Origin of the sequence: Stenotrophomonas sp. TWI1409 (genome assembly GCF_039673015.1) — a bacterium.
GTDB lineage: Bacteria > Pseudomonadota > Gammaproteobacteria > Xanthomonadales > Xanthomonadaceae > Stenotrophomonas > Stenotrophomonas maltophilia_A.
This window is the reverse complement of record NZ_JBDJKU010000069.1, coordinates 1-20,485: the sequence shown is the minus strand read 5'-3', so window position 1 is coordinate 20,485 and position 20,485 is coordinate 1. Positions and strand designations below refer to the sequence as shown.

The window sequence follows — 20,485 nt, the reverse complement described above, 5'->3', positions numbered from 1 at the left end:
TTACAGGGACGTACTTGCAGCGTCCCCTGCATGGCCCACCCGCCCGGCCAAGCGCGGCTTTTGATTCTGAACCACCCCGCCACGAGGGGCTCCGCCGTTGGCCGGACACCCCGCGACAAACCCGCGCACGTGCGCAATCCCGGCGAACGGCGGACAATGGAGATCTCAGGCGGCCCGCCGCGCCGCCCCTCCCGCTTTCCGCTGCAAGGATTCCCCCATGGCCGCCCGCAAGTCCTCCGCCCCCCTCATCGAAGTCACCGCCCGCCCCGGCCAGCCGCTGGGCATGGCGCCGGCCACCTTCCTGCGCGACTTCTGGCAGAAACGCCCGCTGCTGATCCGCAACGCCTTCCCCAACTTCCAGACCCCGGTGCAGCCGGAAGACCTGGCCGGGCTGGCCTGCGAGGAAGGCGTGCTGGCACGCCTGATCGAGCACGACAAGACCCAGGACGGCTGGCGCGTACGCACCGGTCCATTCCAGGAAGACGTGTTCCCCGCCCTGCCCGACCACGACTGGACCCTGCTGGTGCAGGACGTGGACAAGTGGGACCCGGACGTGCGCGCCCTGATCGAGCACTTCAGCTTCCTGCCGCGCTGGCGCATGGATGACGTGATGATCAGCTTCGCCGCCACCGGCGGCTCGGTCGGCGCCCACGTCGACCAGTACGACGTGTTCCTGCTGCAGGCCCATGGCCATCGCCGCTGGCAGATCGATGCCAGCGAATCGATCAAGGGCAAGCAGCCGCCGCTGGGCTTCCGCCCCGACGTGGAGCTGAAGCTGCTGAAGGTGTTCAAGCCGACCCACGACTGGGTGCTGGCGCCGGGCGACATGCTGTACCTGCCGCCGAACGTGCCGCACCACGGCGTCGCCGAAGATCCCTGCCTGACATTCTCGTTCGGCATGCGCGCGCCGTCTTCGGCCGAGCTGATCAGCGACTACCTGGACACCCTGATCGCCGATGCCGACGAGAACATCCGCTACCAGGATGCCGACCTGAAGGTGCCGGCCGACCCGAACGAAATCGACACGGTGGCGATGGCGCGGGTGATCACCGCGCTCAACGCCATCCGCATGAACGACCCGGACAAGCTGGGCGACTGGTTCGGCCGCTTCATCACCACCTACCGCGCGGCCGGCGAAGTGATGGCCCACCAGGCCGCACCGGCACAGGAAGAAGTGGTCCAGGCCCTGGCATCGGGCCTGCTGCTGCAGCGCCACCCGTGGGCCCGGCTGGCCTGGCGCCGGGCCAAGCGTGGCGCCAGCCTGTATGTCAGCGGCCAGGACTTCGCGCTGCCGGTGAAGGACGCGCAGCGCCTGGCTGGCACCGAACAGCTGGACGCCGCCGCTTATCGCGGCCTGTCCGACAAGGGCCGTGCCGTGGTCCAGCAGCTGCTGGTCGGCGGGGTGTTCCAGCTGATCGACCCGAATGAGGTATACGAGGCCGAAGACGAGGACGACGGCGAGGATGCCGTGGTGCTCGGCGAGGTCGTCGAAGGCCGCGACCGCGTGGATGCGATCGACGCCGACGCGGTGTCCGACGATGTCCACTCCGTGACCGTACACGACGACGGCATCGAGGTCATCGTCAACTTCGAGGACGACGAGGAAGACGACAGCGGTGCTGGCCGCGCCTGAGTCGCCACCATGATCCGGGTCCAGCAGGTCAGCCACGCCGATGCCCACGTTGCCATCCACGAGGTGCGCCAACGCGTGTTCGTGCAGGAACAGGGCATCGCCGCCGAGCTGGAACGCGATGCGCTGGACCCGGTCAGTGCCCATGTGCTGGCGCTGGACAGTGACAACCAGCCGGTCGGCACGGGCCGGCTGGCCCCGGATGGCCGCATCGGCCGCATGGCGGTGCTGGCCAGCCATCGCAGCCACGGGGTCGGCGGGGCCCTGCTGGAAGCACTGGTGGAGGCCGGGCGCCGGCTCGGCCTGGCCGAGCTGCATCTGCACGCCCAGCTGCCCGCCCGTGACTTCTATGCCCGCCAGGGTTTCCTGCCCGAAGGCGAGGTGTTCGAGGAGGCCGGCATCGGCCACCAGCAGATGCGCCGCCGGCTGGGCGCGGCCAGCGCCATCGACAGCCGCGCCGAGGCGGTGGCCACCACCACGGCCATCATCCACCGCGCCCGTCGGCAGCTGTGGCTGCACAGCCGCCAGCTGGACCCCGGACTGCTCGACGCGCCCCCGGTACAGGCCGCCCTGCGCCGCTTCGTCACCGCCCGCCACGACAAGCAGCTGCGGGTGATCGTGCACGACGCCGCCGCGATCGCCTCTAGCGGGACGCCGCTGCTGGCGCTGGCCCAGCGCCTGCCCAGCGTGATCCAGTTCCGCGAGGTCACCGACCCGGTCGACCGTGCACTGGCCTCGGCCTGTCTGCTCAACGATGCGGGCGACTTCTACTTTCGTCTGATCGGCCATCGCCTCGACGGCGAAGCCGGCATCGCGCTGCCGACACGTTCGCAGCCGTTCGAGCAGCAATTGCAGCGCGTCTGGGACCGTTCGCGTGATTGCAGCGAACTGCGCGCGCTCGGCATCTGAGCGGAGCGGGCTGACTCAACCTGTCTGGAACCGGCACCGGGGGACGCGCGATACCTCTGGTGGTGCCCCTTCGTGTCCGGTTGGGGGTACAATTTGGCTGTTTGAACGCGCCCGCGCAGGGCTATTCATCTTCCTGCCGGGTCCTTCTGAAGCCATACCCCACAAAGCGAATCAACACCCTCCATCGTGGACAATCAACTGAAGCAGTTTGCGCAATCTTCGCAACTCGCCGGCGGCAACGCCTCCTATGTCGAGGACCTGTACGAGCAGTACCTGGTCTCCCCGGATAGTGTCGATCCCAAATGGAAAACCTACTTCGACGGCTTCAAGGGCCGTGAAGCAGGTGACATTCCGCACTCGGCCGTCATCTCCCACATTGCGGACGCGGCCAAGGATGCGCTGAAGGCCGGTACCGGCAACGGTGCAGGCGACGAGCGCGAGCGCAATGTCGGTCGTCTGATCACCGCCTACCGTTCGCGCGGCCACCTGGACGCCCGCCTCGATCCGCTGGGCCTGGCCGCACCGGTCAACACCCCGGACCTGGGCCTGCCGTTCCACAGCCTGTCCGATGGCGACCTCAACAGCGAGTTCAGCACCGGCGGCGTCGGTGGCCAGCCGCGCATGAAGCTGCGCGACCTGCTGGCACGCCTGAAGGCGACCTACACCGGCTCGATCGGTGCGGAGTTCATGCACATCTCCGAGGTCGAGCAGCGCCAGTGGATCTACAAGAAGCTGGAACTGGCCGGTGGCAACTACCAGCTGGACGCTGATACCCAGCGCCGCACCCTGGAGCGCCTGACCGCGGCTGAAGGCCTGGAGCGCTACCTGCACACCAAGTACGTCGGCCAGAAGCGCTTCTCGCTGGAAGGCGGCGACTCGCTGATCCCGATGATGGACACCATCATCCGCAGCGCCGGCAAGGATGGCGTCAAGGACGTGGTGATCGGCATGGCCCACCGCGGCCGCCTGAACGTGCTGGTCAACACCCTGGGCAAGAACCCGCGCAAGCTGTTCGACGAATTCGAAGGCAAGTTCGAGCACGACGAGCACGCCTCGGCCGGTGACGTGAAGTACCACATGGGCTTCTCGGCCGACGTCGCCACCGATGGCGGCCCGGTGCACCTGGCGCTGGCGTTCAACCCGTCGCACCTGGAAATCGCTGACCCGGTCGTGGCCGGTTCCGTGCGTTCGCGCCAGGAGCGCCGCAAGGACACCGCGCGCAAGCAGGTCATGCCCATCCTGATCCACGGCGACGCGGCCTTCTCCGGCCAGGGCGTGGTCATGGAACTGTTCCAGATGTCGCAGGCCCGCGGCTTCGCCGTCGGCGGCACCGTGCACATCGTGGTCAACAACCAGGTCGGCTTCACCACCTCCAACCCGCTGGACACGCGTTCCACGCGCTATGCCACCGACGTGGCGAAGATGATCGCCGCCCCGGTGCTGCACGTGAACGGCGATGATCCGGAAGCCGTTGTGTTCGCCGCGCAGCTGGCCTTCGAGTTCCGCCAGAAGTTCGCCAAGGACGTGGTCATCGACCTGATGTGCTACCGCCGCTGGGGCCACAACGAGGCCGACGAACCGGCGATCACCCAGCCGCTGATGTACCAGGTGATCCGCAAGCACGCCACCACCCGCGAGATGTACGCCGAGCAGCTGGAAAAGGCGGGCGTGATCGCCGCCGGTGCCGGCAAGGCGATGGTCGATGCCTACCGCGAGAAGCTGGATGCCGGTGAAGTGACCACCGAGCTGGCCAAGGTCGAGAAGACCCCGCCGACCAGCCCGCTGTTCGTCGATTGGCCGAAGCTGCTGGAAGGCAAGCTGTCCGACCCGATCTCGACCAAGGTCGAGAAGAACAAGCTGGTCGAGCTGGCCAAGCTGATCAACACCATTCCGGACGAAGTGCAACTGCACTCGCGCGTGGCCAAGGTCTACGACGACCGCCGCAAGATGGCCGCTGGCGAGATCCCGGGCGACTGGGGCTTTGCCGAGAACCTGGCCTACGCCACCCTGCTCGACGAAGGCAGTGCCCTGCGCCTGGTCGGCCAGGACGTGGGTCGCGGTACGTTCACGCACCGCCACGCGATCCTGCACGACCAGAAGACCGACAACTACTACATGCCGCTGCGGCAGCTGGTGGATTCGCCGGAGAAGGCCACCGTCATCGATTCGCTGCTGAGCGAAGAAGCGGTGATGGCCTACGAGTACGGCTTCTCCACCACCGATCCGAACACGCTGTGCATCTGGGAAGGCCAGTTCGGCGACTTCGCCAACGGTGCCCAGGTCGTCATCGACCAGTTCATCGCCGCCGGTGAAGCCAAGTGGGGCCGCATCTCCGGCCTGACCCTGCTGCTGCCGCATGGTTATGAAGGGCAAGGCCCGGAACACAGCTCGGCGCGCCTGGAGCGCTTCCTGCAGCTGTGCGCGCTGGAGAACATGCTGGTGGTGGTGCCGTCGACCCCGGCACAGGCCTTCCACATGCTGCGTCGCCAGCAGCACCTGACCACCCGCAAGCCGCTGGTGGTGATGTCGCCGAAGTCGCTGCTGCGCCACAAGCTGGCCGTGTCGACCCTGGACGAGCTGGCCAACGGCGAGTTCCAGCACCTGATCGGCGACGCCAATGCGGACGCCAAGAAGGTCAAGCGCGTGGTGCTGTGCTCGGGCAAGGTCTACTACGACCTGCTGGAAGACCAGACCAAGCGTGGCCAGGACGACGTGGCGATCATCCGCGTGGAGCAGCTGTATCCGTTCCCGCGTGCGCTGCTGGCTGCCGAACTGAAGAAGTACGGCAAGGCCACCGACGTGGTGTGGACGCAGGAAGAACCGCAGAACCAGGGTGCGTGGTACCAGATCCGCCACCACCTGCAGTTCTGCCTGGCCGATGGCCAGAACCTGCACTACGCCGGTCGCGCACGTTCGGCTTCGCCGGCTGCCGGTCACATGGCTGACCACGTCCGCGAACAGCAGCAGCTGGTCGCCGATGCACTGGTCAACCCGTTCAACGACACGTTCGCTGAATAATCCTCCCCCTATTTAGAAGACAAACCAGGAAGCTCCCGCAATGGCCACCGAAGTCAAAGCCCCGGTACTGCCCGAATCCGTCGCCGACGGCACCATCGCCACCTGGCACAAGAAGGTGGGGGACGCCGTCAAGCGCGACGAAAACCTGCTTGACCTGGAAACCGACAAGGTCGTCCTGGAAGTGCCGTCGCCGGTCGACGGCGTGCTCAAGGAAATCAAGTTCGCCGAAGGCTCGACCGTGACCTCCAGCCAGGTCGTGGCGATCATCGAGGAAGGCGCCGTCGCTGCTGCCCCGGCTCCGGCCGCTGAAGAGAAGAAGGCCGAGGCCGCTCCGGCCGCTGCCGCACCGGCCGCCGCTGCTGCTCCGGCCCCGGCTGCCAAGTCGGCCGCCGACACCCTGCCGCCGGGCGCCCGCTTCACCGCCATCACCGAAGGCGTGAACCCGGCCGACGTCGACGGCACCGGCCGTCGCGGCGCGGTGACCAAGGAAGACATCGTCAACTTCGCCCGCAACGGCGGCGCCGGCAAGGCCGGTGGCGCACGTCCGGAAGAGCGCGTGCCGATGACCCGCATCCGCAAGCGCATCGCCGAGCGCCTGATGGAGTCGAAGAACTCGACCGCCATGCTGACCACCTTCAACGAAGTCGACCTGTCCAAGGTGTCGGCGGCGCGCAAGGAACTGCAGGACGAGTTCGTCAAGGCACACGGCATCAAGCTGGGCTTCATGAGCTTCTTCGTGAAGGCCGCTGCCAATGCCCTGCAGCGCTTCCCGCTGGTCAACGCCTCGATCGACGGCGACGACATCATCTACCACGGCTACTCGGACATCTCGATCGCCGTGTCGACCGAGAAGGGCCTGGTCACGCCGGTGCTGCGCAACGTCGAGCGCATGTCGTTCGCCGACATCGAGAAGACCATCGCCGACTACGCCAAGAAGGCCCGTGATGGCAAGCTGAGCCTGGAAGAACTGCAGGGCGGCACCTTCACCGTGACCAACGGCGGCACCTTCGGTTCGCTGCTGTCGACCCCGATCATCAACCCGCCGCAGAGCGCCATCCTGGGTATGCATGCCATCAAGGAGCGTCCGATCGCCCAGAACGGCCAGGTCGTGATCGCGCCGATGATGTACCTGGCGCTGTCGTACGACCACCGCATCATCGACGGCAAGGACTCGGTGCAGTTCCTGGTGGACATCAAGAACCAGCTGGAAAACCCGGGCCGCATGCTGTTCGGCCTGTAAGACACCTCCCGCCCCTCCGCGCCTGCGCGGAGGGGTTCTGGTAATGCATCAAGGAATAATTCAATGGCTGAACAATTCGACGTCGTCGTCATCGGTGCCGGCCCGGCCGGTTACCACGCTGCCATCCGCGCGGCCCAGCTGGGCCTGAAGACCGCCTGCATCGACGCAGCGCTGGGCAAGGACGGCAAGCCGGCGCTGGGCGGCACCTGCCTGCGCGTGGGCTGCATCCCGTCCAAGGCGCTGCTGGATTCCTCGCGCCAGTTCTGGAACATGGGCCACATCTTTGGCGACCACGGCATCAGCTTCAAGGATGCCAAGATCGACGTCGAGGCGATGGTTGGCCGCAAGGACAAGATCGTCAAGCAGTTCACCGGCGGCATCGGCATGCTGTTCAAGGCCAACAAGGTCGCCGCCTACTACGGCTTCGGCGAACTGCAGCCGGGCAACGTGGTCAAGGTCACCCAGCATGACGGTTCCATCGTCGAGCTGAAGGGCACCAACGTCATCATCGCCGCCGGTTCGGATTCGATCGAACTGCCGTTCGCCAAGTTCGACGGCGAGACCATCGTCGACAACGTCGGCGGCCTGGACTTCACCGAAGTGCCGAACCGCCTGGCCGTGATCGGCGCCGGCGTGATCGGCCTGGAACTGGGCAGCGTGTGGAAGCGCCTGGGCGCTGAAGTCACCATCCTGGAAGCACTGCCGGAGTTCCTGGCCGTGGCCGACGCCGAAGTGGCCAAGACCGCTGCCAAGGAATTCAAGAAGCAGGGCCTGGACATCCGCCTCGGCGCCAAGGTCTCCAAGACCGAGATCACCGGCAAGGGCAAGAAGAAGGAAGTCGTTGTCACCTACACCGACAGCGAAGGCGAAAAGACCCTGACCGTGGACAAGCTGCTGGTGGCCGTTGGCCGTCGCGCCGCCACCAAGGGCCTGCTGGCCGAAGGCACCGGCGTCAAGATCAACGAGCGCGGCCAGATCGAAGTCGACGCGCACTGCCACACCGGCGTCAACGGCGTGTGGGCGGTCGGCGACTGCGTGCGTGGCCCGATGCTGGCGCACAAGGGCTTCGAGGAAGGCATCGCGGTGGCTGAGCTGATCGCCGGCCTGCCGGGCCACGTCAACTTCGACACCATCCCGTGGGTCATCTACACCGAGCCGGAACTGGCCTGGGTCGGCAAGACCGAAGCCCAGCTGAAGGCCGAAGGCATTCCGTACAAGGCTGGCAGCTTCCCGTTCGCCGCCAACGGTCGCGCCGTGGCGATGATCGAGCCGGCAGGCTTCGTGAAGATCCTGGCCCATGCCGAAACCGATCGCATCCTCGGCATGCACCTGGTCGGCGCCAACGTCTCCGAGCTGGTGCACGAAGGCGTGCTGACCATGGAGTTCAGCGGCTCGGCCGATGACCTGGCCCGTATCTGCCACGCTCACCCGTCGCTGTCGGAAGTGATCCACGACGCCGCGATGGCGGTCAGCAAGCGCGCCATCCACAAGGCGAACTGATCTGCATCCGGGTAGGTGCCGACCGTTGGTCGGCACTCGCCTGCAGACAAAAAACCCCGCCTCGGCGGGGTTTTTTGTTGGCGTTGATGATGTAGAACCGAGCCCACGCTCGGCTATCCCGGGAAAAGCAGCCGAACATCGGCTCGGCGCTACACCTTTCCAGCAGGCTTCTTCGGTGGATCGTCGCAGACCCGATGCTGCACAACCGTCTCGCCGACCTTCCATTCCTTCGCGACCCTGCAGCGCTCCTTGGCTTTCTGCACAGAGACCGCGGCAGCATTTGCCTCGTCAGCCGCAGCAGTCTGCTGGCGTTCCAGCCACACCGACGGTGGCGCTGGAGGTGTGGCCAGTGCCGGCCCCGCGAGCAATGCCAGCGCCACCAGCAGCACCGTCCTCATGCAGCCACCGCTCGGCCACCGAGCAGGCGCGCCGGCAGCATGAACAGCGCGCGCAGGAACGCGAACAGGGCCGAGAACGTGATGCCGACCAGGCGGAACGGCAGGCTCAGCAGCCACACGAACGGCCAGGCGATCAGGGCGAGGATCGCCAGCGGCCAGCACAGCACGAACAGCAGGCACCACACACCGAGCGCGAACAGGGTCTTCATCACGGTCTCCTTGGGGCGGCACCCTGCCGCCTGCGGACACCTTGGCGCCCCGCCCCACCGCCGGCAAACGGTTTGCGACGAAACCGGGCTGGGGGCGATGAAACCGGTGGTGGGGAAACCGGAGATTGATCAGGTTGCCGGCCAGCGGCCGGCACTACCGAATGGATTCACACCGGGACTGCGCCCGGGCGGCCGTGGGTCACCTGGAAGCGCGCCGCGGTGCGAACCGTCGCATCCGCACGCAGCACACTGTCAGCGAAGCGCAGTTCCGCATCCACGGTCTGCCGGTTCAGCTGCAGCTTCCACCAGCCACGGCGGTCACCGTCGAAATAGCGGATATGCGGGTTCTGCGGAATCGACGGCCCGTAGTACGGCCCGTATGGCGTGTCGTCGCCGCCACTGCTGATCGCCGGAGCGATGAATTCGGTGGCTACGACCGGCGCACTGGCCGCGTCGAAATCCAGCTTCAGGTCGTTGACGAAGGTGGAATGCCAGTCGCCGCCCAGCACGATGGCATTGCCCTGCCCGCCTGCCTGCATCGCCTGCAGCAGCCGGTTACGTGCGGCAGGATAGCCATCCCAGGCGTCATTCCAGAAGCGCTCGCGTGGCGTGCCACCATCCAGCCGCAGCTGCGCCATCAGCAACTGCTGCACCACCACGTTCCAGCGCGTGCCCTGCGCGGCCGCCATCGACTGCGCGAACCACGCCTCCTGGCCCATGCCGAGCATGCTCATGCGCGGGTCCAGTGCAGCATCACAGCGTGGCGACTCGCCCACGCCACAGGGATTGGCCGGGCGGAACTGGCGGCAATCGAGCAGGGTCAGCTGTGCCAGATCGCCGTAACGCAGGCGCCGATGCACGCGCAGGCCGCCGTTGCCCGCAGGTGTGCTGCGCATCGGCAGATGCTCGTAGAACGCGCGGTAGGCGGCGGCGCGGCGGATGATGAAGTCCTCCGTTGATACGCCGGGTTTTTCCGGGTGGATGCCGGAGTAATCATTCTGTACTTCATGGTCGTCCCAGATCACCGCGAACGCGTGTGCGGCATGCGCGGCCTGCAGATCCGGATCGAGCTTGTACAGCGCGTACTGGTCACGGTAGCGCTCCAGGCTGACGGTCTCGCCACTGAAGCGTTGCGCATCCAGCGCACGACCACGCGCGTTCTGCAGCGGGCTGTATTCGTACAGGTAGTCACCGGCATGCAGCACCAGGTCGACATCGCTCTGCGCGATATCGCGCAGGACCGGGTAGTAGCCGCTGTTCCAGGCCTGGCAGGTGCACAGGGCCAACCGAAGCTGCTGCAGTTGCGTGTCCAGCGGCGGCGCGGTGCGGAAGTGGCCGACCGCGCTTTCCTCATCGCCGTCGCAGGCGAAACGGTAGTAGTAGTCGCGGCCTGGGCGCAGGCCGTTTACCTCCACGTGCACCGAATGCGCCAGCTCGGGCACCGCGGCCGCAGTCCCCCGCTGCACCAGCCGGCGCATGCCCGGGTCCTCGGCCACGAACCAGCGCACCGGCACCGCCCGCGACGGCATGCCGCCGCCATTGAGCGGGTCCGGTGCCAGCCGCGTCCACAATACGGCCCCCTGTGGATCCGGATCACCGGCGGCGACACCGAGGGTGAACGGATCGCGCCCCAGCCGCGGCCGTGGGCCGGCCGTGGCCAGCCCCGGCATCGCCGCCAGCGCGATCGCCGCCCCCGTGCCCTGCCACGCCATGCGCAGCAGGCGACGACGGCTTTCCGGATCGACAGGCCCGCGCATCAGAAGCGCACGGTAGCGGTGGCCATCACCTGGCGCGGCGCGCCGACCTGCATGGTCGCCAGGCTGCGGGTCGGGTCAGCGGCGTAGGTACCGTTGGTGTTGATCGAGGACAGGTAGCGCTTGTCGGTCAGGTTGGTCAGGTTCAGCGCTACGGTCAGGTTCTGCGCCGGGCCGAGCTTGCCGAAGTCATAGGCCGCCGAGGCGTTGACCAGCCAGTAGCTCGGCACCGACACATCGTTGGTATAGGTCACGTAGCGCTTGCCGACATGGTTGGCGGCCAGGCGCAGGTCCCACGGGCCCGGGGTCCACGCCAGGGTGCTGGCGAACATCCATTCCGGGGTGTCGACGGTCGTCTTGCCGCGGGTCGGCACCACGCCGTTGTTCACGTAGTCGTTGTCGTAGGTGCTGTCATTCCAGGACAGCGCATTGGACCAGGTCAGGTCCTGCATCGGCTTCAGCTGCAGGGTCGCCTCGGCGCCGCGGCTGGTCACAGAACCGACGTTGGAGAACAGTGCCGGGCAACCGAGGATGCCCACGCACTGCGCGATGGCCAGCAGGCGGTTGTCGAACTTGACGTCGTACACCGCCACCGAGGCTTCATAGCCGCGGCCGTAGCCACGCCAACCCAGCTCGATGGTGCGCGACTGTTCCGGCTTCAGGTTCTTCGCGCTGGCATCGAAGGCGGCCTGCGGCACATTGAACGGGCTGCCCACGCCCAGCGCATAGGCGGCGACGTTTTTGGCGAACGAACCGAAGATCTCGTTGCCTTCGTTGAGCTTGAAGTTGAAGCCGGCCTGCGGCAGCAGCCCCTTCTTCGATGTCAGACTGCTGTTGTTGGCGTAGCTGCCCAGCGGGGTGCGCACGCTGGTACGGGTGTGCGGCGACTTCGCACCGATGTCGATGGTCAGGCGATCATCGAACAGGCGGAAGCGGTCCTGCACGTAGAACTGGCGGGTGATGGTGGTGTAGCGCTGGTGCCACACGCGCTGGTCCGGGTTGCGCAGGAAGAAGTCGTCGGTGATCGGGCCGTCGATGTAGTAGAAGTTGCGCTGCACGCTGTGGCCGTTGTCCTCGTACCAGAGGCCCGCTTCCAGTTCGTGGCCACCGACGTTCCAGGTGAACGCCGAGGTCACGCCGGTACGGTCGATCGCGTACTCGGTGGTGCGGACCGAGATCGGAATCTCGCGGCTGGTGCCCGGGTTGGACGGATTGGACGGGCTGAACCAGTGGCCCTGGCCACGGTTGCTGTGGTTGTAGACATTGACCTTCAAGCGCATCGACTCGTTCAGGCCGAAATCACCGGCAATGCTGGACAGGTCATCGTTGCGCAGGCCGTGGCCGGAGTAGTACGCATCCCACGGGCTGTTGACGCCGCCGCTGAACTTGCCGCGTGCGGCGGCGACGGCGCGATCCCAGTCCGGCGCGTAGTTGTCCCAGTCCCAGCCGAGGCGATCGATCATTTCCAGCGACAGATCCTGGTAATCGGCCTCGACGCGGCGCGAGGCGTTGAACAGCGCGGTGATCCTGCTGTCCGTTCCGAAGTTGTAGGTGGCCTTGCCGTTGAACTGCTTCAGCTCCTGCGAGCCCTTGCCCTTCCACTTGTCACCTTCCGAATACACGCCGGACAGGTAGGCGGCAAAGCCCTGGTGCTCGCCGGTATCGAGGCGTGCATAGCTGCGGCGTGCGCTGTCACTACCAAAGCTCTGTGCCAGCACGACTCCATACTCGGTGGACGGATCGATCGAGTAGAACTGGAACACGCCGCCGAGGTTGCTGGTGGACGGCGTACCCAGTGCGCCTATGCCGGTGGAGACCTCCGCACCGCCCAGGTTCTCGCTGATCACCGCGCGGCTGATATGCAGGCCGTTGCTGTTGCCATAGGCCATGTTGCCCAGCGGGATGCCATCAAGGGTGTAGCCCAGGCGGTTCTGGTTGAAGCCACGCAGGCTGATGGTGGTGGACCATTCGTAGGCGCCGGTGGCATCGGCCGATTCGAAATGCACGCCCGGCTTGGTCGCAAGCAGCTTCAGCGGATTGGCACCCGGCGGCAGCACCTTCATGTCCTCGGCGGTTACGCGCTGCACCTGGCGCGCTTCACCGCGGCCGATCACCGAGACCGAATCGAGGGTGGTGGCCGACTGCGCGTCGGTGGCGGGGGCGGTTTCAGCGACAGCCAGCAACGGCAGCGAAGCACAGACCAGCAGGGCCAGCAGATTGCGGCGGAGCGGAGCGTGGGACGGCATGGGGGCGGATTCCTTGGGCACGCTGGACGCCGAAGGGCGGCGTCGAAGGGCAGCAGCGGCGGAATCGTAGAAGCGTCGCGTTACATGTCATTTACACGCCACATACGGACGTTTGGCGTTTCGAATGGTTTGCCAGCCGTGGGGTGGTTGCCGGCCAGCGGCCGGCACTACGGTTATTCGAATGAACCGACCGAGTCGTGGGCCAGGTTGTCGAAGCGGGTGTACTCGCCGAAGAACTTCAGCTTGCACGACCCGGTCGGGCCGCCACGGTGCTTGCCGATGATGATCTCGGCCAGGCCCTTGTCCGGCGAATTTTCCTTGTTGTAGTAATCATCGCGGTAGATGAAGACGATCATGTCCGCATCCTGCTCGATTGCGCCCGATTCGCGAAGATCGGCCATCACCGGGCGCTTGTCGGTACGCGTTTCCAGCGAGCGGTTGAGCTGCGACAGCGCGATCACCGGCACGTGCAGTTCCTTGGCCAGGCCCTTCAGCGAACGCGAGATCTCCGAGATTTCGGTCGCGCGGTTTTCGCTGTTGCCCGGCACGCTCATCAGCTGCAGGTAGTCGATCACCACCAGGCCCAGATCATGCTCGCGCTTGAGGCGGCGGCACTTGGAACGCAGCACTTCCGGCGACACGCCAGGCGTGTCGTCGATGAAGATCTTGGTTTCCTTCAGCATCTTGATCGCGCTGGTGACGCGGCTCCAGTCCTCGTCTTCCAGCTGGCCGGTACGCAGGCGCTGCGCGTTGATGCGGCCGTTGGAGGAAATCAGGCGCATCGCCAGCTGCGATGCCGACATTTCCATCGAGAACACCGCCACGCCCTTCTTCGACTTGATCGCCGCGTACTCGGCGATGTTCAGTGCGAAGGTGGTCTTGCCCATGGCCGGGCGCGCGGCAAGGATGATCAGGTCGGTCGGCTGCAGGCCGGAGGTCATCGCATCGAAATCGTTGTAGCCGGTCGGCAGGCCGGTGATGTTGCCGCCGTTCTCGAAGCGGCTGCGCAGCTCTTCGAAGGCATCCTTCAATGCACCGGGCATCGCCACGAAATCGGTACGGCCGCGTGCGCCCTGTTCGGCGATGGCGAACACGCTCTTTTCCGCCGAGGCCAGCAGCTCGCTGCTCTCTCGTCCCTCGGGCTGGAAACCGTCGTTGACGATGTCGGTACCCACCTGGATCAGCTGCCGCAGCACCGCCTTGTCACGCACGATCTCGGCGTAGGCCACGATGTTGGCCGCCGACGGCGTGGTACTGGCCAGTTCGATCAGGTAGGCACCATCGCCCACCAGTTCCATCTTGCCCTGCGATTCGAACCACTCGCCCAGGGTCACCGCATCGAACGGCCGCTCGCGCTCGGACAGCTCACGGATCGCGCGATAGATCATCTGGTGGTCGCGGCGGTAGAAATCGCCTTCGGTCAGCTGGTCATTGACCCGGTCATAGGCCTCAGGGGCCAGCATCAGGCCACCCAGCACCGCCTGCTCGGCTTCCACCGAATGGGGCGGTACCCGCAACTGGTCGATGCGCGACTCGTCGCGATCGCGATCGAAGCCATCACCGCGCTCTCTGCGGTTGGAACGGAAGCCGGGGCGAGCGGACATGCTGCGGTGTTTCCTGCGAAAGTGGGCCGGACGAGTGTAGGCATGCGCCGACCCCGGCGGCCATGGACAAGCCTGTGGATAAGCCGTGGAGAAACGGGGGATATCCGCCGGTGCCTGGCCAGACTGGCGTGGGAGCGTCGCACTGCCTGCGACGGGCGCCATTGCGGCACCCGAGCGGACATTATCGCAGATGGGGCTGGCAACCGCTGGCGTCAATCGCCCTTGACGTGAACCGCGATCAGCGCCAGGAACCGGTCCACGTAGCCCTGCAGGAATTTCTGCGTGCCTTCATTGTGGACCGTGCCATCGGCATCGATCAGGCCGTCCTTGAAATGAATGAACGCCTCGGGCTGGCCGAGCACGTGCATGTCCACGAAGGCCAGGCTGTTGCGCAGGTGCTGCTGGGCCACGGCGGTGCCGATCTGGCCGATGGAGGCGCCGATCACCGCCGCCGGTTTGCCGGCAAACGCGCTGTCACCGTAGGGGCGCGAGCCGATATCGATGGCGTTCTTCAGCACGCCCGGCACCGACCGGTTGTATTCCGGGGTCACGAACAGCACCGCATCGGCGGCACGGACCTGGTCCTTCAGCCGGGTACCCTGCGCCGGATAGTGGCCATCGAAGTCCTGGTCGTACAGCGGCAGATCACCGATCTGCACGTACTGGAAGCGCGCACGGTCGCCGGCAATCTTCTCCAGCGCATGGGCCAGTTTGCGGTTGCAGGAATCCTTGCGCAGGCTGCCGACGAACACGGCGATGGTGGGGACGGACATCGGGACATACTCCTCACGGTGCGGGAGGCCCAGCCTAGTCGCCGGGCCCTTGCAGGCCGGTGAAGATCAGCCGCCGGTCACGCCCGCGCGCACCTGCCGCCAATGCGCCTGCCAGGCCTGGAACATCAGCACGTTCCACAGATGGGTATGCCACTTGCGCTGGCCGCCGAGGAACTGCTGCCACAGCGGCTGTACCGCGGCCGCCGACAGCACGCCCTCCTGCTCCAGCCGCGCGGGCTGCAGCAGATCTTCGGCCCACGGCCGCAGGTCGCCCTTCAGCCAGTCACTGACCGGCGCGCCGAAACCACGCTTGGGCCGGTGCACCATCGACTGCGGTACATAGCGGCCCAGCACGCGCTTGAGCAGCACTTTGCTGGTGGTTTCACTGCGCTTGAAGCCCAGCGGCAGCGACCAGGCGAACTCGGCCACGCGAGAATCCAACAGCGGTGCGCGGGCTTCCAGGCTGACCGCCATCGAGGTGCGGTCGACCTTGCACAGCAGGTCATCCGGCAGATAGGTCACGTAATCGGCCAGCATCATCGCATCGGCCGGTGTGCCGGCACCGTGCAAAGGGTCGGCCAGGTCGTAGAAGCTGCCCGCGGCCTGCGCTCCGGGCACTGCCGCCGCCGGGTCGCGCCAGCGCGAGATGCGGTTGCGGTACACGTCACCGATGCCACGCGCGCCGGATTCTGCCAACAGCGCGGCCAGGCCGCCGGTACGCGAGGCCTCGCCCTGCTGCTGGGAGCGCGCGCCCATCCAGCGCCGCAGCGGCCCCGGCACACGGCCCAGCATCTGCCAGTTGCGCAGCGCGCGTACATAGCGGGTATAGCCGAAGAACAGCTCGTCGCCACCATCGCCGGACAGCGCCACGGTCACGCCCTGCCGCGCCAGGCGGGCGACCAGCGCGGTCGGCACCTGCGAGGCATCGGCGAAGGGTTCGTCGAACATCGCCGGCAACTGCGGCACCACCGCCAACGCATCGGCACCGCTGACGTAGAGTTCAGTGTGGTCGCAGCCCAGATGCGCGGCCAGTTCCTTGGCCAGCGGCGCCTCGTCGTGGCCCGAACCGGTGAACCCGATACTGAAGCTGTGCACCGGCTGGCCACTTTGTGCCTGCATCAGCGCGGCCACCAGCGACGAATCGGTGCCGCCGGACAGGAACACGCCCACCGGCACGTCGGCCACCATGCGCAGCGCCACCGCGTCACGCAGCAGCCCGTCCAGCTGCTCCTCGGCTTCCTCGATGCGGCCCTGGAACGGCGCAGCCAGCGCCGCCTGCATGCGCGCACGCGCATCCCAGTACGGGCGCTGCGCCTGTTCCGGCCGGTGCGCGGCCGCACCCGCCGCCACGGCTTCCGCATCCAGGCGCAGCACGCGCCCGGGCATCAATTTGTGGCAGCGCTGGTGGATGCTGTGCGGCGCCGGAATGTAATCCAGCCGCAGCAGCAGGGTCAGGGCGTCACGGTCGATGTCGTTGTCGAAGGCCGGGTGCTGCCACAGCGCCTTCAGTTCCGAACCGAACACCAGCGTGTCGCCGGCCCAGCCGTAGTACAGCGGCTTCTTGCCGACACGGTCGCGGGCCAGCCACAGGCACTGCTCCTGGCGGTCCCACAGCGCAATGGCGAACATGCCGTTGCAGCGCTGCAGGGTGTCTTCCATACCCCACTGCAGGATCGCTGCCAGCAGCACTTCGGTGTCGGAGTGCCCACGGAAGGCGTGTCCCAGCTGCTCCAGTTCGGCACGCAGGGTGGCGAAGTTGTAGACCTCGCCGTTGTAAGCCATCACGTAGCGACCATCGGACGAGGCCATCGGCTGGTGGCCCAGCGGCGACAGATCGAGAATGCTCAGCCGACGGTGCGCCAGCGCGATGCCGGCCCCGGCATCGACCCAGCTGCCGCCATCATCCGGCCCGCGATGGTGCAGCGCCTCGCCCATGGCCAGGACCTGCGCCTGCAGCACCTCGGCCGACGCCACCGGCGCCGGCAACAACATTCCCGCCAATCCACACATGCATCAAGGTTCCTGCGCCAGTTCAAGGGCGGCGCCAATCACCGCATTGTCGCTTGGAAGCCCGAACATTGCTGCCCCCGCCAGCGGCGTATAGGTATCGGCACCGCAGACCCGGCGCAATGGCAGGTGGCCGAAACCGGCCTCGACCAGGGCGGTGACCACGCCCTCGCCCACCCCGCCACTGTGGCGGCCCTCATCCAGAACCAGCACGCGCCGGGCGCTGGCGGCTTGCGCGGCGATGAAACCGGCATCCAGCGGCACCAGCCAGCGCAGGTCGACCACCCGCACCTGCCAGCCCAACTGCTGCTCGATCGCCCGCGCCGCGCGCAGCGCCATCGGCACGCCGTTGCCATAGGTGTAGACCACCAGGTCGCCCGCCTCCGGCGCATAGACCCGGCCCTCGCCCGGTACCAGCGCCTGGCCCTGGGCGGGGTAGTCGAACAGCCACTGGCCATCGCCCGGCGCATGCAGGTCCTTGCTCATGTACAGCGCGATCGGCTCCAGGAACACCGCCACCCGGCCATCCACCTTTGCCAGCGCCGACAAGGTGCGCAGCATCATCACCGCATCGTCGCCGCGCGACGGGCAACCGACCACCAGGCCGGGAATGTCGCGCAGCGCGGTGATCGAATTGTCGTTGTGGAAGTGGCCACCGAAGCCCTTCTGGTAGCCCAGCCCGGCCACCCGCACCAGCATCGGGTTGCGGTACTGGTCATTGGAGAAGAACTGCAGCGAACACGCTTCGCCGCGCACCTGGTCGATGGCGTTGTGCAGGTAGGCCAGGTACTGGATCTCCGGAATCGGCAGCATGCCCATGTTGGCCAGGCCCTGCGCCATGCCCAGGATCATGGTCTCGTCCAGCAGGGTGTTGAACACCCGGCGTGGGCCGAAGCGGCGCAGCAGATCCTTGGTGACGGTATAGACACCGCCCTTCTGTGCGACGTCCTCGCCGAACAGCAGGCTCTGCGGATACTTCGCCAGCAGTTCCTGCAGCCCATGGTTGATCTGGATGGCGAGGTGCCGAGGTGCCTGCCGCTCAGGCAGGGTCTCCGCACCGCCATACAGCGCTTCGCGCGCATCGGCGGGCACCTCGCGCCGCGCCTCGGCCTGCACCGCCGCCGGCGTGTACGGCGCCAGCGGCGCCATCACCTCCTGCAGTGACTGCAGCGTCGGGCGGCCTTCGGCATCCGCCGCCGCGGCCATGCAGCGCGCGCGCATCGTTTCGTAGGCGACCTCGATGGTGGCCGCATCCATCCAGCCCGACTCCATCGCGATCTGCGCCGAGCGCAGCAGCGGATCCTGCGCCTCGGCCGCGCACAGCTCCGGCAGCGCGCGCCATTCCACTTCAAAGTCGGTGCCGGCGTGGCCCATCAGGCGGGTGGTGCGTAGATGCAGGAAGGTGGGCCGTCGCGTGCGCCGGCAGTGCTCCACCGCCGCCTGCACCTGGGCGTGCCCGGTGGCCAGGTCGAGACCATCAGCGAAGAAATAGTCGAGCCCCGGCTGGCGGCTGAAGCGATCGGCAATCCAGCCTTCCGGCGTCTTCACCGAGATGCCCAGGCCGTTGTCCTCGCAGACGAACAGGATCGGCGCCGGTAGCTTCTGGTAGGCCGACCACATCGCGGTGTTGAACGCGGTCTGCGCGGTGGCATGGTTGGCCGAGGCGTCGCCGAACGAGCACAGCACGATGCTGTCGGCCGGGATCGGCAATGGCTGCCCCAGGCGCTTGCCGCTCTCGATGGCCAGCGCGGTGCCCAACGCTTTCGGCAGGTGCGACGCGATGGTCGAGGTCTGCGGCAGCACCCACAACGGTTTGCTGCCCCACACCTTGTGGCGGCCCCCGCTGGCCGGGTCATCGGCGCTGGCGGCGAAAGACAGTGCGGCATCGCGCAGCGGATCGATGCCCGGCAGCTGGCGCGAACGCTCGGCCATGAAGGCACCGGAGCGATAGTGCAGGAAGGCTGGATCGGTATGCCGGCAGGCCCGCGCCAACAGCGCGTTGCCTTCGTGGCCGGAGGAACCGATGGTGTAGAAGACCTTGTTCTGAACGCGCAGCACGCGTGCCATCAGGTCCAGCTGGCGGCTGGCCAGCTGCGAATCGAACAGTTCGCCAAACGCGGCGGCAGTGAGCGTGCTGCCCGGCAGGATCGGCGCATCCGGCGCCGGGCGCGGACGCGGGGTTCCACGCCAACCACGCACCGCATCGAGAAAGTTGACGTCGCACACTTCGGCGCGGTTGAGCACGCGCATGCGTGCGGGAATCGGATCTGGAACCACAGCGAACATCGAACACCCTCCGTGTCGTTGTTGCATTCCGCCCGGCGTTGGCCAGGCGCTACCCTGTGGGGGTCACCCTGGTGAGACTCACGCAGCCTCGAATCGCGAGCGCACTTCGGCAGTCACGGCCGGCATCGGCAGGAAGCGCGATTGTTCACGCACGCGCTGCAGCCAGCCACGCACTTCCGGGAATGGCTGCAGGCTGATACCGCCCTCTCCAGCCACGTCGGTATAGGCAAACAGCGCGATATCGGCGATGCCATATCCGTTGCCGGTGAACCACTGCGCTTCGCGCAGATGTTGCTCCATTACTGCCAGCGCGGTGGCGGCGCGCTCGTGCAGGCGCGGCAGTTCGGCGCGGCGCGGTGAATCAGCGGGGGTCCAGCCACGGATGAAGCGCGCCACCGCCACGCACGGCTCGTGCGTGTACTGCTCGAAGAACATCCAGCTCAACGCCTGCGCGCGCTCCCAGCCATCGGTGGGCAGGTACGGCGTGCCCTCGGCCAGCCAGAACAGGATCGCGTTGGATTCGGTCAGCACGCGGCCATCGTCGCGGACGATCAGCGGCACCTTGGCATTCGGATTCAACGCCAGGAATTCGGGGGTGTGGGTCTGGCCATGGGCACTGTCCACCTCCACCCAGCGGTAGCGGCTGCCGAGCTGCTCCAGCAGCAGGCGCACCTTGTGGCAATTGCCCGAGACCGACATGCCATGCACCGTCAACGGGACGCGCTCTTCCACCATCGCCTGCTCCATCGGATCCGGCCGGCGGCCAGCTGCGTGCAGTCTGGCAAGCGCGCCGATGAATGCCAAGCGCGGGTGCAGCATGGCAACACGGTAGTGGCGACCCCAGGGCGCCCCGCCCGCGCAGCGGGCCCCACCCCGGTTGCCGCCCGCCGCCGGCCCCACCCGGGCCCGCA

At 66.8% G+C, this 20,485-nt stretch carries 14 protein-coding genes; 5 read left to right on the top strand and 9 right to left on the bottom strand.

Annotated elements, in window-relative coordinates; genetic code table 11:
- Positions 1-217 precede the first annotated feature (217 nt).
- The 5 genes from ABE423_RS17615 (at position 218) to lpdA (ending at position 8,297) form a co-directional block, all read left to right on the top strand.
- A complete protein-coding gene (locus tag ABE423_RS17615; RefSeq protein WP_121505109.1) occupies positions 218-1,633 on the top strand; it encodes a cupin domain-containing protein in 1,416 nt (471 codons plus the stop codon).
- Positions 1,634-1,642: 9 nt separating this feature from the next.
- Positions 1,643-2,539 carry a GNAT family N-acetyltransferase gene (locus ABE423_RS17610; RefSeq protein ID WP_346486966.1) on the top strand — a complete coding sequence of 299 codons (897 nt, stop codon included), beginning with the start codon at positions 1,643-1,645 and terminating at the stop codon, positions 2,537-2,539.
- A gap of 186 nt (positions 2,540-2,725) precedes the next feature.
- Positions 2,726-5,557 (top strand): 2-oxoglutarate dehydrogenase E1 component, encoded by a 2,832-nt coding sequence (locus ABE423_RS17605; RefSeq protein WP_032129626.1) that lies wholly within the window; start codon positions 2,726-2,728, stop codon positions 5,555-5,557.
- A 40-nt stretch (positions 5,558-5,597) separates the two neighbouring features.
- Positions 5,598-6,797: a dihydrolipoyllysine-residue succinyltransferase gene (gene sucB, locus ABE423_RS17600; protein ID WP_032129627.1), complete on the top strand. Its 1,200-nt coding sequence runs from the start codon at positions 5,598-5,600 to the stop codon at positions 6,795-6,797.
- Positions 6,798-6,860: 63 nt separating this feature from the next.
- Positions 6,861-8,297: a dihydrolipoyl dehydrogenase gene (lpdA, locus tag ABE423_RS17595; RefSeq protein ID WP_008264626.1), complete on the top strand. Its 1,437-nt coding sequence runs from the start codon at positions 6,861-6,863 to the stop codon at positions 8,295-8,297.
- A 149-nt stretch (positions 8,298-8,446) separates the two neighbouring features.
- Here lpdA and ABE423_RS17590 read toward each other — a convergent pair whose 3' ends face one another.
- The 9 genes from ABE423_RS17590 to ABE423_RS17550 all read right to left on the bottom strand — a co-directional run bounded on the left by ABE423_RS17590 (position 8,447) and on the right by ABE423_RS17550 (position 20,309).
- Positions 8,447-8,695, bottom strand: a complete 249-nt coding sequence (locus ABE423_RS17590; protein WP_253143566.1) for a hypothetical protein — start codon at positions 8,693-8,695, stop codon at positions 8,447-8,449.
- Positions 8,692-8,904, bottom strand: a complete 213-nt coding sequence (locus ABE423_RS17585; protein ID WP_010486834.1) for a hypothetical protein — start codon at positions 8,902-8,904, stop codon at positions 8,692-8,694. The genes ABE423_RS17590 and ABE423_RS17585 overlap by 4 nt, the downstream gene beginning before the upstream one ends.
- A gap of 167 nt (positions 8,905-9,071) precedes the next feature.
- The gene (locus ABE423_RS17580) at positions 9,072-10,661 is read right to left on the bottom strand and encodes an alkaline phosphatase D family protein (RefSeq protein WP_346486962.1); all 1,590 of its coding nucleotides are present in this window, start codon (positions 10,659-10,661) and stop codon (positions 9,072-9,074) included.
- The gene (locus ABE423_RS17575; RefSeq protein ID WP_180837510.1) at positions 10,661-12,904 is read right to left on the bottom strand and encodes a TonB-dependent receptor; all 2,244 of its coding nucleotides are present in this window, start codon (positions 12,902-12,904) and stop codon (positions 10,661-10,663) included. The genes ABE423_RS17580 and ABE423_RS17575 overlap by 1 nt, the downstream gene beginning before the upstream one ends.
- Before the next feature lie 173 nt (positions 12,905-13,077).
- The gene (locus ABE423_RS17570; RefSeq protein WP_010486827.1) at positions 13,078-14,508 is read right to left on the bottom strand and encodes a replicative DNA helicase; all 1,431 of its coding nucleotides are present in this window, start codon (positions 14,506-14,508) and stop codon (positions 13,078-13,080) included.
- A 212-nt stretch (positions 14,509-14,720) separates the two neighbouring features.
- A complete protein-coding gene (locus ABE423_RS17565; protein WP_346486959.1) occupies positions 14,721-15,281 on the bottom strand; it encodes an NAD(P)H-dependent oxidoreductase in 561 nt (186 codons plus the stop codon).
- A 66-nt stretch (positions 15,282-15,347) separates the two neighbouring features.
- A complete protein-coding gene (asnB, locus tag ABE423_RS17560) occupies positions 15,348-17,291 on the bottom strand; it encodes an asparagine synthase (glutamine-hydrolyzing) (protein ID WP_180837508.1) in 1,944 nt (647 codons plus the stop codon).
- A gap of 3 nt (positions 17,292-17,294) precedes the next feature.
- On the bottom strand, positions 17,295-19,574 hold the full coding sequence (locus ABE423_RS17555; RefSeq protein ID WP_346486957.1) for a thiamine pyrophosphate-dependent enzyme: 2,280 nt from the start codon (positions 19,572-19,574) through the stop codon (positions 17,295-17,297).
- Between the two features lie 78 nt (positions 19,575-19,652).
- Complete coding sequence (locus ABE423_RS17550; RefSeq protein ID WP_180837542.1) at positions 19,653-20,309, bottom strand: glutathione S-transferase family protein; 657 nt, start codon at positions 20,307-20,309, stop codon at positions 19,653-19,655.
- Positions 20,310-20,485 lie beyond the last annotated feature (176 nt).

Coding starts and splice junctions, on each gene's coding strand:
- ABE423_RS17615 (WP_121505109.1), top strand. CDS start 218: ATGGCCGCCCGCAAGTCCTCCGCCCCCCTCATCGAAGTCACCGCCCGC.
- ABE423_RS17610 (WP_346486966.1), top strand. CDS start 1,643: ATGATCCGGGTCCAGCAGGTCAGCCACGCCGATGCCCACGTTGCCATC.
- sucB (WP_032129627.1), top strand. CDS start 5,598: ATGGCCACCGAAGTCAAAGCCCCGGTACTGCCCGAATCCGTCGCCGAC.
- lpdA (WP_008264626.1), top strand. CDS start 6,861: ATGGCTGAACAATTCGACGTCGTCGTCATCGGTGCCGGCCCGGCCGGT.
- ABE423_RS17590 (WP_253143566.1), bottom strand. CDS start 8,695: ATGAGGACGGTGCTGCTGGTGGCGCTGGCATTGCTCGCGGGGCCGGCA.
- ABE423_RS17585 (WP_010486834.1), bottom strand. CDS start 8,904: ATGAAGACCCTGTTCGCGCTCGGTGTGTGGTGCCTGCTGTTCGTGCTG.
- ABE423_RS17580 (WP_346486962.1), bottom strand. CDS start 10,661: ATGCGCGGGCCTGTCGATCCGGAAAGCCGTCGTCGCCTGCTGCGCATG.
- ABE423_RS17575 (WP_180837510.1), bottom strand. CDS start 12,904: ATGCCGTCCCACGCTCCGCTCCGCCGCAATCTGCTGGCCCTGCTGGTC.
- ABE423_RS17570 (WP_010486827.1), bottom strand. CDS start 14,508: ATGTCCGCTCGCCCCGGCTTCCGTTCCAACCGCAGAGAGCGCGGTGAT.
- ABE423_RS17565 (WP_346486959.1), bottom strand. CDS start 15,281: ATGTCCGTCCCCACCATCGCCGTGTTCGTCGGCAGCCTGCGCAAGGAT.
- asnB (WP_180837508.1), bottom strand. CDS start 17,291: ATGTGTGGATTGGCGGGAATGTTGTTGCCGGCGCCGGTGGCGTCGGCC.
- ABE423_RS17555 (WP_346486957.1), bottom strand. CDS start 19,574: ATGTTCGCTGTGGTTCCAGATCCGATTCCCGCACGCATGCGCGTGCTC.
- ABE423_RS17550 (WP_180837542.1), bottom strand. CDS start 20,309: ATGGTGGAAGAGCGCGTCCCGTTGACGGTGCATGGCATGTCGGTCTCG.